A 14,079-nucleotide genomic window follows, 5' to 3' on the forward strand; every position below is an offset into this window, starting at 1 on the left:
GGAGGCGTAGACTTCGATCTTGAAGCCCGCCGGCAGTTTTATCTTTTTCATCATCGCGGCGAGTTCGGCGTCCGATGCGCCGGTCGGCGGACCCGACGGAGGCGCCTGTCCCTTCTGGGCTTCGATCTCGTCGCCGAGGAACCAGTCGGGCGGCGGATTGGCCCAGAAGTCCTTGGTGCCGGCATCGTTATTCTTCAGCGGCCTTTGCTGCGCGCCGGCCTGACTGGCCCCCGCCACAAAGGCAATCGTCGCGAGCGCAAGAATGGATCGATTGAAAGCCGATTTCATCGCGTCACTCCCCTATGCAGCCGGTGTGGCTGCGCGTGTTGTTTTTATTTTGTCTTGAACGGTTCAAGAGCCGAACCCTGGTCTGTGGTGAGGTGGATCAGACGCAGCAATGCTAACACATCTTCCGCGGGTGAGAAGCGCGCGCTGCGCGGCCCTGACAGAACGAAGCAAATTGATGGAATTTTTTTCAAACAGGTCCGTGGCAAGCGCCTGGCGTCAGGCCACGCTGCATTGCGGCGCCAAGGCCCGGCGCGAACTCGGCTGGAAGCCGAAGTATCTCGACCCGGAGGCTGAAATCACGGCGCTGCCGAGCCCGCCGCAACCTCTGACCCAAAAACGAAAGGCCCGCTGAAACAGCGGGCCTTCGTCAAACTTTGCCACTTCAAAAATTCTGGAGCGGGCGAAGGGATTCGAACCCTCGACCCCGACCTTGGCAAGGTCGTGCTCTACCACTGAGCTACACCCGCATCCGATGACTTGACGGCGCACGCACCGGCAACGGGCAGAGCTATGCCAAATGCGGCCCATGAATGCAACAGCCCGCGCGAGGTCCGGAATCGGGCCTGTCAGGGGCTATCGACGGCATTTCGCGGCATTTCCGCCCGAAGGCCCCGGGGTTCGGGTTCCACCGATTGCAAATTGGCCGTCCAGGGGCCAATTAGGGCGCAGGGCGTGCTAGATTGGCCGCCTATCCGAAAAGACATCAGACGAGGATCCCCCGTGACGATCATTGAGCAGGGCAGCGGACCGGCGCCCCAGGCGGCGCCCGATTTGATCAAGGAAACCACCACCCAGACGTTCGTAAAGGACGTGATCGAGGAATCGAAGCGCCAGCCGGTGCTGATCGACTTCTGGGCGCCGTGGTGCGGCCCCTGCCGCCAGCTCACCCCGATCATCGAAAAGGCGGTCCGCGCCGCCAAGGGCAAGGTCAAGCTGGTCAAGATGAACATCGACGAGCATCCGGCGATTCCGGGCCAGATGGGCATCCAGTCGATCCCGGCCGTGATCGCCTTCGTCAACGGCCAGCCCGCCGACGGCTTCATGGGCGCGGTGCCGGAAAGCCAGGTCACCGCCTTCATCGACAAGCTGACCGCGGGCATGCCGGGCACCGGCGAGCCCAATATCGCGGAGATCCTGCAGGAGGCCGAAGCCGTTCTCGCCGAGGGCGACGCCGCGACGGCGGCGCAGATCTATGCCGAGGTGCTGGCGGCGGACGCCACCAGCATCCCCGCGCTGGCAGGACTGGCAAAATCCTACGTCGCGACCGGCGCCATCGAGCAGGCCAAGCAGACCATTGCGATGGTGCCGGAATCCAAGCGCAGCGACGCCGCGGTCAAGGCGGTGCAGGCCTCGATCGATCTGGCCGAGCAGGCCAAGGCGGTCGGCCCGGTCACCGAGCTCGAACAGAAAGTCGCCGCAAACCCGCTCGATCATCAGGCCAGATTCGACCTGGCGACCGCGCTCAACGCTGCGGGCAACCGTGCCGAGGCGACCGAGCAGCTGCTCGCGATCGTCAGAAAAGACCGCAAGTGGAACGAGGACGGCGCGCGCAAGCAGCTGGTACAGTTGTTCGAGGCCTGGGGCCCGGCCGATGAAGCCACCATCGAGGGGCGCAAGCGGCTCTCGACGATCCTGTTTTCCTAAAGCGCGCTGATTCGAGCCGAGCACCGGGACCGCCAATGCCGATCAATGCCGAATATCGCGGACCCGGCGACCTTCCCGAGGTGATCCCGGTGTTTCCGCTGCCCGGCGCGCTGCTGCTGCCGCGCGGCCAGATGCCGCTCAACATTTTCGAGCCGCGCTACCTTTCGCTGGTCGACGACTCCTTGCGCGACGGCCACCGGCTGATCGGGATGATCCAGCCGGATTTTTCCCACTCGCGCGACGAGGCGAAGCCGGCGCTGTTTCGGGTCGGCTGCGTCGGGCGCATCACCCAGCTCGCCGAGGCCGGCGACGGCCGCTACATCCTCGAACTGACCGGCATCGCGCGCTTCAAGGTGATCGAGGAACTGACGGTGTTGACCGCCTACCGGCAATGCAAGGTGAACTATTTTCCCTACCTCGACGATTTCACCGCGCGCAAGGGCGAGGAAGCAGTCGACCGCGAGGCGCTGCTGACGGTGCTGACCGATTTTCTGAAGGCCAACAATCTCAAGGTGGACTGGGAAGGCGTCGAGAGCGCCCCCAACGAGGCGCTGGTCAACGCGCTGGCGATGATGTCGCCCTACGGCGCGCCGGAAAAGCAGGCGATGCTGGAAGCCCCGGATCTCAAGACCCGCGCCGAGATTTTGATCGCGGTGACCGAGATGGATCTGGCGAAGAAGCGCACCAGCGGCGACACGGGATTGCAGTAGCCGGGACTCACGCGGCCCGGACAGATGCGAGAAACTGGTTCACCTCCAGCTTGAGCCGGTTGCTTTCGGCTCGACCGCGACTGGGCCGAGGGAGCACCTGCGACGAGGCGGAGCCGGTTTCGGCGGCGCCGTGATTGACCTGGAAAATGCTCGCCGCCGTCTGATTGGTGACTTCCAAGCAGCACCAATGAATTCTCCTTCATTCGGTCGTTGATGTCGAATGAGGATGATTGCCGCGATTTCGCGCAGGCTAGCTAGAGTTTCAGCGCCATTTCCCGAGCAGTCCGGAGCAGCTGTTCGATAATGCTGACTTGAACGCAAAGGCTGTTTTTCGAGGCAGGATCATCCGTTCGCGTGACAATCTGACGCGCGTGCTGTGCCGCGGTGTCGAGCAACAGGATGGAGCGAAAAATTTCCACCTTTGCCTTTGCCTGCATGCCCATGATCCGGGAGTGCAGTTGTACGAGGTCGGCCTCCTCGATGTATGGCGGCGGCATGCCTGCCTCGCTTCGCTCCGCCCGGAGGCTAACTACATTTGACATTGGTTCGACCCGTCGATCCTGAGGAGAGCGCCCGGCAATGAGGGCCGACTGCCAGAATAGTTCATCAGGGTTATTACGGGCTTAGACCGTTTAGTGACGGCACAGCCGGATTCCGCCAAAACGGGAAGCCACGATTAACCGGCTAACGGAACGCCTGGCGGTATTTGGTTGTCGGGGGCACGATTTGGATAACTGCCGCGCAGTATGCAGCTGCGGGCCGCGCATCGCCCAGGCGTTGGCGAGCGCGGCGAATCCGAACACGATGGCGAGCGTGACGATAATCCAGTGCCGCGCCGGCTCCGACGCCATCGAGGGCGCCGCGATCAGGAGCGCGCCGCCGCCGATCCAGGCCACGGTGCCGGCCTGCCAGACCAGCCGGATCAACTGGCGCAGCCGCGGCGGCTTCCGTCGTCGAGCGAATATGCTAAGGGATCGAAACCCGAGCCGGAGACCCATGCATGACTTCCCCGTCCGAACGCCCCGAAGGCACCGTCGATCCCAAATTGCTGGAAATCCTGGTCTGTCCGCTGACCAAGGGCGCGCTGGAGTTCGACGCGGCGAAGCAGGAGCTGATCTCGCGTTCGGCCAAACTGGCCTATCCGATCCGCGACGGCATCCCGATCATGCTGCCGGAAGAGGCGAGGAAGATCGATTGAGGAAGCCGGCGAATAGTGAATGGCGAATGACGAATAGAAGAAACTGCATTCGCTACTCTCCATTCGCCATTCGCCCCTACAACGCCTCGCCCTTCAGCAGCCGCGGCACGTCGCCGGACAGGCCCGCGGCCTGGCGGATGAACAGGCTCTTCAGCGGCGGGGCGCGGTCGACCAGGCCGAGGCCGATGTCGCGCACCGTGCGCAGCAGCGTCGACTCGTTGGAGAACAGCAGATTGAGCGAATTGGTGGCGAGCCCCATCGCCATGGTGTCGAACCGGCGCCAGCGCTGGTAGCGGTCGAGCACGTCGGCCTGGCCGAGGTCCATGCCGAGCCGCGCGGCGTCGACGATCACTTCGGCCAAAGCGGCGACATCCTTCAGGCCCATATTGAGCCCCTGTCCGGCGATCGGGTGAATCACATGCGCGGCGTCACCGACCAGCGCCAGCCGCTCGCCGATGAAGGAGCGCGCGACGAAATAGCCGAGCGGAAACGCGCGGGGCTTGTCGAGCGCCTTGATCTCGCCGAGGTGCAGGCCAAAACGCTGTTCGAGCTCGCCGTGAAATTCCTCGTCGCTCAAAGCCACGATGCGCGCGGCTTCGGCGCGCTTCTCGGTCCACACCAGCGACGAGCGGTTGCCGGTCAGCGGCAGGATCGCGAACGGTCCGGCGGGGAGAAAATGTTCTTCGGCGCGGCCCTGATGATCGCGCTCGTGGCCGACGGTGACGACGATGCCGGACTGGTCGTAATCCCAGCCATGGGTGGCGATGCCGGCGCGCTCGCGCAGCCTGGAGCGCGCGCCGTCGGCGGCGACCAGCAGGCTCGCCTCGATCACGCTGCCGTCGGTCAGCGTCACATCGACGCCGTCGCTGCGCGACTCGAAGCCCGTCACCGCGGTGGGCCTGAGATCGATGCTCTCGGCTTCGGCGCGCGCGACCAGCGCGTCGATCAAATGGCGGTTCTCGACCATATGCGCGAACGGTTCGCCGGGCTCGACATTGCCGGCAAAGGTCAAGAACACCGGCCTCGTGGCGTCTTCCAGCCTGGAATCGGTGACGACCATGTCCGTGATCGGCTGCGCGGAGGCGGCGACCTGATCCCACACCTCGAGCGCCGCGAACAGCCGGCGGCAGGCCGCGACGATCGCGGTAGCCCGCGGATCGCGGCTCGGCCGCAAACTGAGCGCCGGATCGGCGACAATCACCGGAATATCGGGGCCGAGACCCTGACGCAGCGCCAAGGCCAGCGCCAATCCGGCGAACGCGCCGCCGCCGATGACAATACTACGCTGTGCCGACATGCTACCTACTCACTGACGCCCTTGCCCACGGAGTATAGCTGGGCGAAACAGATACGCGAAACAAGGGGTCTTGGCCCTGCCATTCCGGGGCACGCGTCGTCGCGTGAACCCGGAATCTCGATATTCCGGGTTCGTTAGCTAACGCTCACGCCCCGGAATGACTCCCAAACCGAAAGCGCTGCCATGTCCAAAGGCGTCATCGACCTGATTTCCATTCTCGATCTGGAGCCGATCGAGGTGAACCTGTTCCGCGGCAACAGCCCGAAGACAAGCTGGCAGCGGGTGTTCGGCGGGCAGGTGATCGGGCAGGCGATGGTGGCGGCGTGCCGCACTGTCGAGGGCCGGCTGCCGCATTCGCTGCACTGCTATTTCATCCTGCCGGGCGACCCGCAGATTCCGATCATCTACGAGGTCGAACGGCTGCGCGACGGCAAGAGCTATTCGACCCGACGGGTCACCGCGATCCAGCACGGCAGCGCCATCTTCTCGATCATGGTGTCGTTTCATGTCGAGGAGGAAAGCGCGTTCGACCACCAGGACACGATGCCCGACGTGCCGCCGCCGGAAAAACTCACCGCCGAGGAGGTGGCGAAACAGCCGATGTTCCGCGAGATGCCGGACTTCATCCGGCGCTATTACGAATCCGACCGTCCGATCGAACTGCGCCCGGTCGAGCTCGGACGCTATTTCGGCCAGAAGATCGACGACGGCCGCATCAATGTCTGGATCCGCACCGCCTCGAAATTGCCTGACGATCCGGCGCTGCATATGTGCGCGCTGGCCTATGCCTCGGATTTCTCGCTGCTCGATGCCGCGATGGCGCGTTACGGCCGGACCCTGTTCGACAAGCGGATGATGCCGGCCAGCCTCGATCACGCGATGTGGTTTCACCGCCCGTTCCGCGCCGACGAATGGCTGCTCTACGCGCAGGATTCACCGAGCGCGCGCGGCGGCCGCGGCCTCACCCGCGGCATGATCTTCAAGCAGGACGGCACGCTGGTGGCCTCGGTGGCGCAGGAAGGTTCGCTGCGCCAGCGCAAGTGATCGGCAGGTTGCGTCAGGCGGCTCGTTCGACAAGCTCGAACTGGGAGATGAACCAGCGATTATACCAGCGCAGCACCCACGGAATCGGAATCAGGAAGCCGCAACCGATCCCGACCACGATCGTCCGCCAGAGGATTTCCAGCCCCGAACCGTTGAAGATCACTTCGCGGCGCGTGCCGCTGATGTTGCGGCAAATCCATCGCACCCAGGCCGCGGTGACCCAGGCCCAGCCGATGATGGTGATGAGCGAGACGTATGTCAGCAACTGCCAGCCGATGAAGGTGACCGCGCTGCCGTTGAAGGCGATCGGAAGCGGTTGACCGTTCGAGCTGAGATTGCCGGCGAGCCATCGCAGCAACATCCAAAACATATACGCCGAAACCGGCATGGCGAGCAGCTGCAGGGTGCTGTCGTAAATGCTTACATAGTTCAGCAGCCCGGTCGCGATGAAGACGTACCAGATGTCGCCGGGCTGGCCGTTGAAGGCAAAGTTGGGCCGGCCGGGCACCTGGATTCGGGAAGCCATCCAGCGGTAAAAAGCGGTACCGGTCCACGGCGAGGGAATCACCAGCAGGGACCCGATTACCAACAGCAGGACCCGCCCGAGGAAGCCAAACAGCGGCAGATCGATCGAAAGCGGCCCGTCGCTATACCCGCCCGTGCTCGGTACAGCACCGCCCGAACGCGACACCGCCGGCGGCCCCGAGGCATCAGGCGCGAGGCCCGGGATTTCGGCCGCCCGCTGCCAGTTGGCCATGCCCTCGGTCCAGACCAGCGTGTCCGCCGTGATGGTGCCTCGGGCGATCAGTTCGCGAAGCTGGATCTCGGGGTAGGGGCCCTGCTGCTGGCCCTCGGATGCATAAAACCAGGATCGAGCCGCCATATGATCTTCTCCCCCGGTTGGCTGCGCCGACGCGTCAAGGGCGCCAGCGCCACAAAACGCCATTGTGGCGGACGATCCGGGCCGCTGTACAGGGATGCCGGCGGCTGGCCGGAAATGTTTTCCTGCCCCCTTGCAACTTTTTTGTGCCATTTGCCCGGAAAGATGCCAGATTTGCCCCCGGCGCAAATCACCTGATGCCCAACTAGCGAAATTGAGAAGATAAGGCCTGACCATGAAACTCGTTGTCGCGATCATCAAACCGTTCAAGCTGGACGAAGTCCGCCAGGCGCTCACGGCCATCGGCGTCCACGGCATGACGGTGACCGAGGTCAAGGGCTACGGCCGCCAGAAGGGTCACACCGAAATCTATCGCGGCGCCGAATATGTCGTGAACTTCCTGCCCAAGCTGCGGATCGAGATCGCGGTCGCCTCCGACATCGCGGACAAGGCGGTCGAGGTGATCACGGCAAGCGCGCGCACCGGCCAGATCGGCGACGGCAAGATATTCGTGACGCCGATCGATCACGCGCTGCGCATTCGCACCGGCGAGACCGACAGCGACGCGCTCTGACGGGCTTTCACGGCATAAAGCAGCGGTGCTCCAAGACATCGCATCAAGACATCGCATCAAGACTTCTTATTTCGATAACAGGCTGGGGAAGCATCATGGGGGTTCTGCCAGGTCACGCGGCTCGCGCTGCGGCGACATTCACGATCGCATCATTGCTGGTGACGCCGGCCCTGTCCGCCGAACCCTCCGGCATCAACGCCGCCGACACCGCCTGGGTGACCACCGCCACCGCGCTGGTGCTGATGATGACCCTGCCGGGCCTGGCGCTGTTCTATTCCGGCATGGTGCGCAAGAAAAACGTGCTGGCGACGATGGCGCAAAGCCTCGCCGCCGTGGCGCTGATTTCAATTCTCTGGGTCGCCTTCGGTTACTCGCTGGCGTTCGTCGGTGACGGTCCCTGGCTCGGGACGCTGGATCGCTGGTTTCTCGCCGGCATGAAGATGGACGACGTCAACCCGTTGGCGAAGACGATTCCGGAAGCGCTGTTCATGCTCTACCAGATGACGTTTGCGATCATCACGGTGGCGCTGGTGGCAGGCGCGGTGGCCGACCGGATGCGATTCTCGGCCTACCTGCTGTTTTCCGCCGGCTGGTTCACGTTCGTCTATGTGCCGCTGGCGCACTGGGTATGGGGCGGCGGTTTCCTCGCCACCATGGGCGTGCTGGATTTTGCCGGTGGCCTCGTGGTTCATCTGTCCGCCGGAATCGGCGGCCTGGTGGCGGCCAAGGTGATCGGCAAGCGTCACGGCTACGGCACCGAAAATCTGGCGCCGTTCGATCTGTCGCTGGCGGTGATCGGCACCGGCATGCTGTGGGTCGGATGGTTCGGCTTCAATGGCGGTTCGGCGCTGTCGGCCAGCCCGCGCGCGGTGATGGCGATCACGGCGACCCACCTTGCCGCCTGCGCCGGCGCGCTGACCTGGGCGGCGGTGGAATGGTCGACCCGGCGCAAGCCGTCGGTGCTCGGCATGATCTCCGGCGCGATCGCGGGACTTGGCACCATCACGCCCGCCTCGGGGTTCGTCGAGCCCTGGCACGGCATCGTCATCGGCACGGCCGCGGGCCTGCTGTGCTTCTGGGCCTGCACCAGCCTGAAGCAGCGGCTGGGCTACGACGATTCCCTCGATGTCTTCGGGGTCCACGGCATCGGCGGGCTGACCGGCACGCTGCTCGCGGGCGTGTTCGCGACCGCCGCGATCGGCGGAACCTCCGGGCTGCTCGAAGGCAATGCACGGCAATTGCTGATTCAGTTCTACGGCGTGGCGGTCACCTTGCTGTGGACGGGCGGCATGACCTTCATCCTGCTCAAGCTGGTCGGCGCCTTCGTTCCGCTGCGGGTTTCGCAGCAGCAGGAGATGGAAGGCCTCGATATTTCGCAGCATGGCGAGGCGCTTCAATAGGCTTCTCTACCTAAGTACCCGAAAGCTGCCCGCGTCATGGGCACGATTATGTCCGCAGCCTGTCCTGCCTCATAACTGCTCAGGCATGGCTAGGTTTTAGGCGCGGCGGAATAGCGCAGGTAGGGCCGATTCCCGAAAAGCCCGAAAAGGCCCGCGTTCATAAACCGTTAGGGAATGCCGCCGGTCTGGCACGGCATTTGATTCTATTGGGTCTGGCTGTGCCCGCGTAGTGAACTTCTCCGCGTGGTGAACCTCAGTCGAGAACGCCCGGTCATGTCTGGTCCGGGCCCAAGCGGGGATAGGACCCATGAAAATTGTTATGGCGATCATCAAGCCATTCAAACTCGAAGAAGTCCGGGACGCCCTGACCGCCATCGGCGTTCACGGCCTGACGGTGACGGAAGTCAAGGGATACGGCCGGCAGAAAGGCCATACGGAAATCTATCGCGGTGCCGAATACGCCGTGAGCTTTCTGCCCAAGATCAAGATCGAGGTCGCGATCGCCTCGGACCAGGTCGACAAGACCATCGACGCGATCACGACGGCTGCAAAGACCGGACAGATCGGCGACGGCAAGATCTTCGTCATCAACCTCGACCATGCGGTCCGCATCCGCACCGGCGAGGCCGATGCCGCGGCCCTCTGATTTCGCGCTCAACCTTTTCCACTCAGGAGTAAAACAAATGACGTTCAAACGTCCCCATAGCGCGGGATTGGCGGCCCTCGCGGTCGGCCTGTTCGCCGCGACCGCCGCCTACGCGGAGCCGACCGTCAACAAGGGCGACAATGCCTGGTTGATGACATCGACGGTGCTGGTGCTGTTGATGACGATTCCGGGCCTTGCGCTGTTCTACGGAGGCCTCGTCCGTTCCAAGAACATGCTCTCGGTGCTGGCGCAGATCTTCTACACCGTCTGCATCGTCATCATCCTGTACGCGGTCTACGGCTACAGCCTCGCTTTCACGGGCGGTTCGGACTTCATCGGCGGCTTCTCGAAGGCCTTCCTGACGGGCGTCACGACGGAAACCAAGGCGGCGACGTTCAGTGTCGATGCCAACGTCTCCGAGCTGGTTTATTTCTGCTTCCAGATGACCTTCGCCGCGATCACGCCTGCTCTCATCGTCGGCGCCTTCGCCGAACGCATGAAGTTCGCGGCGGTCGCGCTGTTCGTCCCGCTCTGGGTGACGCTGATCTATTTCCCGATCGCCCACATGGTTTGGTACTGGCCCGGACCGGACCTGATCACGGATGCGGTCAAGGCACTTGCAGCGGCGGGTGATGCTGCGGCGAAGACGGCGGCGCAGGCCAAGCTCGACGAGATCAACGCCGACGCCGGTTACATCTTCAAGAAGGGCGCGCTCGACTTCGCGGGCGGCACCGTGGTGCATATCAACGCCGGCATCGCCGGCCTGGTCGGCGCCATCCTGATCGGCAAGCGCACCGGATACGGCAAGGAGCTGATGACTCCTCACTCGCTGACCATGACCATGATCGGCGCCTCGCTGCTCTGGGTCGGCTGGTTCGGCTTCAACGCCGGATCCAACCTCGAAGCCTCCGGCGGGGCTGCGCTCGCCATGACCAACACCTTCCTCGCAACTGCGGCGGCGGCGTTGGCGTGGATGTTCGCGGAATGGATCATCAAGGGCCATCCCTCGCTGCTCGGCGTATTGTCGGGCGCCATCGCAGGACTCGTCGCGGTCACGCCCGCGGCCGGCTTCGCCGGTCCGATGGGAGCGATCGTGCTCGGTCTGGTGGTCGGCGTCGTCTGCCTGTTCTTCTGCACCGTGATCAAGAACGCGCTCGGCTATGACGACTCGCTCGACGTGTTCGGCATCCACGGCGTCGGCGGCATCGTCGGCGCGCTCGCCACCGGTATCCTGGTGAATCCGGCACTCGGCGGCACCGGCGTCATGGACTACGTCGCCGGCAAGATCGCCGACTACGATCTGGTCGCCCAGATGACGTCGCAGCTCTGGGGCGTCGGCATCACCGTGCTGTGGTCGGGCATCGGTTCGGCGATCCTCTACAAGGTCGTCGATGTGATCGTCGGGCTGCGCGCCACCGTCGAGGTGGAACGCGAGGGTCTCGACATCACCGAGCACACCGAACGCGCCTACAACATGTGAGGTCTCCCGGGGCGCGACCTCGCGAGGTCGCGCCCAGAACTACGGTTTGGGCACATACCCGGCAATGCCCCGACCGTCGAGGGGCTCCAGCGCAAGCTGGGGCCCCTTTCTTTTTGCCGGGTATGACCGCTGCACGGAATAACCGGAACCGGCCGCCGGACGGCGCGTGTTGACGCGGGCGGAAATGATCTGTTTGTTTCCGGTCCAGTGACGCAAGTGGACGAACCACCGCACAACGGGCCAGGGTTCGCCGTCGACCGCTTGCTGCCGCCAAACAAGAATGAACAAAGGGTAGAAACACCTATGGAAGCCCACGCCAGCAACGCGTCCGGTTCGGCCGGCAAATGGTCCCCTGCCCCTGACGCCAGCGAGATCGTGAAAAGCATCCATGCGATGCTGCATCCGCGCAACATCGTGCTGGTCGGCGCCACCGACAAGCCCGGTAATTATGCCGAGCGGATCTGGAACAACCTGATCAAGTACCAGTTCGCGGGCGGCCTCTATCCCGTCAATTCGAAACGCGAAACCATCTGGGGCGTTCCCTGCTACAAGGATTTCGCCAGCCTGCCGGACAAGCCCGACCATGTGCTGGTGCTGGTGCCGGCCCGCTTCGCGGTGCAGGTGATCCGCGACGCCGCGGCAGCCGGCGCCCGCTCCGCCACCATCGTCACTTCGGGCTTCGGCGAATTGCAGGATGACGAAAGCCAGCGGCTCGCCGACGAGCTGAAACAGGCCGTCAGGGAAACCGGCCTCGCCGTCACCGGCCCGAACTGCCTCGGCAATCTCAGCGCCGGCGAAAACCTGTTCACCAATATCGACGACCGCATCGTCACGATGGAAGCAGGTCCGGTCGCGATCGCCGGCCAATCCGGCGCGATCGTGATGGCGATCCGCCAGGCGCTGGAGGATCGCGGCGTCGGCGTCGGCTACATGGTCACGACCGGCAACGAGACCGGCCTCGAAACCCCCGACCTGATGAGCTATTTCGCCGCCGATCCATCCATCCGCGTGATCGTGGTCTATCTCGAGGGTGTGCGAAATACCAAAGTGTTTCGTGAGGCCTGCAAGGCCGCACGCGCCGCAGGCAAGCCGGTGATCGCGCTCAAGCTCGGGGCGTCGGAGGGCGGGCGCGCCGCCGCGATGGCGCATACCGGCGCGCTGGCCGGCTCGATCGAGACGTTCGATGCGATCTCGACCCGGGAAGGCGTGATTCGCGTCCGCGGCCTCGACGAGCTGATCGAAACCACCGAATGCTTCGTTCATGCCGACCCGCCGAAGAGCAACCGGCTCGCCGCGGTGTCGCTGTCCGGCGGCAAGCGCGGCCTCTTGATCGACGCGTTCTTTTCGGCCGGGCTGAACTTTGCGCCGCTCAGCCCCGACGCGACAGGTAAACTGGCAAAGATGCTCGGCCCCGGCAGCATCGTCGGCAATCCGCTCGATGCCGGGTTTGCCGCGGTGGTCGATCCCTCGGTCTACATGGCGTCGATCAAGGTCATGATCGACGATCCCGATACCGACATCGTCATCATCGACGCCGAACTGCCGAAAGCGCCGCACGAACTGCGCGAGCGCAATCTGCGCATCGTCAACGACATGGCCGGCGCCGCCTCAAAGCCCGTGGTCTACATCAGCACGATGTCGATCGGCTTTACCGAATTCACCAAGGGCCTGCGCAAATCGCTGCCCAACATCGCGGTGATGCAGGGTCTCGATCGCGCGGTCGGCGCGATCAAGTCGCTGATCGACTATGCCGGCCTGCGCAAGGTGGTGCCGGACATCGTATCGAGTTCGAGCGCTTCGGCGCGGGCAACGCTGGAGAAGACGCTGAAGAGCGCCAATGGCGCGGCGGCGCTCGACGAAGTCGCCTCGAAAAAACTTCTGAAGGCGTATGGCATCCCGGTGTCGAAAGAAGAGATCGCACAGACCGCGGCAGAAGCCGTCAAGATCGCCAAACGGATCGGCTTTCCCGTCGTTGCAAAAGTGGTCAGCGCGGACATCCTGCACAAATCCGACATCGGCGGCGTGGTGCTGAATATCAACAACGCCGCCGAGGTGAAGAAGGCGTTCACCGACATCACCAACCGGGTCAGAAAACTCAAGGGCAAGCCGAAGCTAGAGGGCATCCTGATCGCCCAGCAGGTCAAGGCCGACCTCGAACTGGTGGTCGGCGCTGCCCTCGACGCCGAAATGGGACCGGTGGTGCTGTTCGGCACCGGCGGCGTCGATATCGAGCTGATGAAGGACGTCGCACTGGCCGGCGCGCCGCTGGATGCGGCCGAGGCCCGGCAATTGATCAACCGGACCAAAGCCGGCGTCAAACTGAAAGGCTATCGCGGCAAGCCGGCGCTGCATGAGGCATCGGTGGTCAAGGCCATCGTCGGTCTCTCCAACCTGATGGCGGACGCCGGCAACCGCATCGCTTCGATCGACGTCAATCCGTTCCTGATCAACACCAGGGTCGGCGTCGCCGTCGACGGCCTGATCGTGCTCAACAATGCCGCGGCCAAGGAAGCGGCCAAGGAAGCGGCCACGGACGCCGCCAAACATTAGGGCATTGGAGGATCGATCCGCCGCCAGCGCGAAGCACCAGCGATCTGGCGCGCCGGCCCGGCGCGGCCCTCGCCGCGGGGCCTCACCAAAAAACGCGAAAACAACCCCATGCAATGCGGTTGCAACCCTAATTTAATACCACTCGCTCGAGGGAAAAGGCCATGAACGCAAAGCCGCCCCCGCTGCCGCTGTCCGGCATCACCGTCGTGTCGCTCGAACAGGCCATTGCGGCGCCGCTCGCCAGCCGGCATCTGGCCGACTGGGGTGCGCGCGTGATCAAGATCGAACGACCCGGCAAGGGCGATTTCTGCCGCGACTATGATTACGTCATGAACGGGATGTCGAGCCAGTTCGCCTGGACCAACCGT

General features: G+C 63.9%; 16 protein-coding genes, 1 tRNA gene and 1 pseudogene. 11 read left to right on the forward strand and 7 right to left on the reverse strand.

Annotated elements, in window-relative coordinates:
* A pseudogene (locus tag Q8N40_RS16180) lies at positions 1 to 288 on the reverse strand (sorbosone dehydrogenase family protein); the annotation flags it as partial.
* Positions 289 to 463: 175 nt separating this feature from the next.
* On the opposite strand from Q8N40_RS16180, the gene Q8N40_RS16185 reads away from it, so the two are divergent.
* Positions 464 to 640 carry a hypothetical protein gene (locus tag Q8N40_RS16185; RefSeq protein WP_305712519.1) on the forward strand — a complete coding sequence of 59 codons (177 nt, stop codon included), beginning with the start codon at positions 464 to 466 and terminating at the stop codon, positions 638 to 640.
* Positions 641 to 680: 40 nt separating this feature from the next.
* On the opposite strand, the gene Q8N40_RS16190 is transcribed toward Q8N40_RS16185, so the two are convergent.
* A tRNA-Gly gene (locus Q8N40_RS16190) sits at positions 681 to 755 on the reverse strand.
* A gap of 253 nt (positions 756 to 1,008) precedes the next feature.
* Here Q8N40_RS16190 and trxA point away from each other — a divergent pair.
* Entirely contained in the window at positions 1,009 to 1,932 is a 924-nt protein-coding gene (trxA, locus tag Q8N40_RS16195) for a thioredoxin (RefSeq protein WP_305321117.1), read from the forward strand.
* A 35-nt stretch (positions 1,933 to 1,967) separates the two neighbouring features.
* Positions 1,968 to 2,642, forward strand: a complete 675-nt coding sequence (locus Q8N40_RS16200; RefSeq protein WP_305712520.1) for an LON peptidase substrate-binding domain-containing protein — start codon at positions 1,968 to 1,970, stop codon at positions 2,640 to 2,642.
* A gap of 7 nt (positions 2,643 to 2,649) precedes the next feature.
* Here Q8N40_RS16200 and Q8N40_RS16205 read toward each other — a convergent pair whose 3' ends face one another.
* The 3 genes from Q8N40_RS16205 to Q8N40_RS16215 all read right to left on the reverse strand — a co-directional run bounded on the left by Q8N40_RS16205 (position 2,650) and on the right by Q8N40_RS16215 (position 3,640).
* Positions 2,650 to 2,820: a hypothetical protein gene (locus Q8N40_RS16205; protein ID WP_305712521.1), complete on the reverse strand. Its 171-nt coding sequence runs from the start codon at positions 2,818 to 2,820 to the stop codon at positions 2,650 to 2,652.
* A gap of 76 nt (positions 2,821 to 2,896) precedes the next feature.
* Complete coding sequence (locus tag Q8N40_RS16210; protein WP_305712522.1) at positions 2,897 to 3,139, reverse strand: hypothetical protein; 243 nt, start codon at positions 3,137 to 3,139, stop codon at positions 2,897 to 2,899.
* 135 nt (positions 3,140 to 3,274) lie between these two features.
* Complete coding sequence (locus Q8N40_RS16215) at positions 3,275 to 3,640, reverse strand: hypothetical protein (RefSeq protein WP_305712523.1); 366 nt, start codon at positions 3,638 to 3,640, stop codon at positions 3,275 to 3,277.
* A 2-nt stretch (positions 3,641 to 3,642) separates the two neighbouring features.
* Between Q8N40_RS16215 and Q8N40_RS16220 the strand changes: the two genes are divergently transcribed.
* On the forward strand, positions 3,643 to 3,840 hold the full coding sequence (locus Q8N40_RS16220) for a Trm112 family protein (RefSeq protein WP_305320876.1): 198 nt from the start codon (positions 3,643 to 3,645) through the stop codon (positions 3,838 to 3,840).
* Between the two features lie 76 nt (positions 3,841 to 3,916).
* Here the strand turns inward: Q8N40_RS16220 and Q8N40_RS16225 are convergent, their stop codons facing one another.
* On the reverse strand, positions 3,917 to 5,137 hold the full coding sequence (locus Q8N40_RS16225; RefSeq protein ID WP_305712524.1) for a ubiquinone biosynthesis hydroxylase: 1,221 nt from the start codon (positions 5,135 to 5,137) through the stop codon (positions 3,917 to 3,919).
* Between the two features lie 183 nt (positions 5,138 to 5,320).
* Between Q8N40_RS16225 and tesB the strand changes: the two genes are divergently transcribed.
* Positions 5,321 to 6,181, forward strand: coding sequence for an acyl-CoA thioesterase II (gene tesB, locus Q8N40_RS16230; RefSeq protein ID WP_305320874.1), 861 nt, complete (start codon positions 5,321 to 5,323; stop codon positions 6,179 to 6,181).
* A gap of 13 nt (positions 6,182 to 6,194) precedes the next feature.
* Here the strand turns inward: tesB and Q8N40_RS16235 are convergent, their stop codons facing one another.
* Complete coding sequence (locus tag Q8N40_RS16235) at positions 6,195 to 7,319, reverse strand: DUF4339 domain-containing protein (RefSeq protein ID WP_371135721.1); 1,125 nt, start codon at positions 7,317 to 7,319, stop codon at positions 6,195 to 6,197.
* Between Q8N40_RS16235 and Q8N40_RS16240 the strand changes: the two genes are divergently transcribed.
* The 6 genes from Q8N40_RS16240 to Q8N40_RS16265 form a co-directional block, all read left to right on the forward strand.
* Positions 7,297 to 7,635 carry a P-II family nitrogen regulator gene (locus Q8N40_RS16240; RefSeq protein WP_304743697.1) on the forward strand — a complete coding sequence of 113 codons (339 nt, stop codon included), beginning with the start codon at positions 7,297 to 7,299 and terminating at the stop codon, positions 7,633 to 7,635. The genes Q8N40_RS16235 and Q8N40_RS16240 overlap by 23 nt on opposite strands.
* Before the next feature lie 95 nt (positions 7,636 to 7,730).
* Positions 7,731 to 9,035 (forward strand): ammonium transporter, encoded by a 1,305-nt coding sequence (locus Q8N40_RS16245; RefSeq protein WP_305318870.1) that lies wholly within the window; start codon positions 7,731 to 7,733, stop codon positions 9,033 to 9,035.
* A gap of 307 nt (positions 9,036 to 9,342) precedes the next feature.
* The gene (locus Q8N40_RS16250; RefSeq protein ID WP_304743700.1) at positions 9,343 to 9,681 is read left to right on the forward strand and encodes a P-II family nitrogen regulator; all 339 of its coding nucleotides are present in this window, start codon (positions 9,343 to 9,345) and stop codon (positions 9,679 to 9,681) included.
* Positions 9,682 to 9,718: 37 nt separating this feature from the next.
* The gene (locus Q8N40_RS16255; RefSeq protein WP_305712525.1) at positions 9,719 to 11,161 is read left to right on the forward strand and encodes an ammonium transporter; all 1,443 of its coding nucleotides are present in this window, start codon (positions 9,719 to 9,721) and stop codon (positions 11,159 to 11,161) included.
* 303 nt (positions 11,162 to 11,464) lie between these two features.
* On the forward strand, positions 11,465 to 13,711 hold the full coding sequence (locus Q8N40_RS16260; RefSeq protein WP_305712526.1) for an acetate--CoA ligase family protein: 2,247 nt from the start codon (positions 11,465 to 11,467) through the stop codon (positions 13,709 to 13,711).
* Between the two features lie 161 nt (positions 13,712 to 13,872).
* The coding region (locus Q8N40_RS16265; RefSeq protein ID WP_305712527.1) for a CoA transferase at positions 13,873 to 14,079 on the forward strand (207 nt) is incomplete at its 3' end.

Origin of the sequence: Bradyrhizobium sp. (assembly GCF_030693485.1) — a bacterium.
Classification (GTDB): domain Bacteria; phylum Pseudomonadota; class Alphaproteobacteria; order Rhizobiales; family Xanthobacteraceae; genus Bradyrhizobium.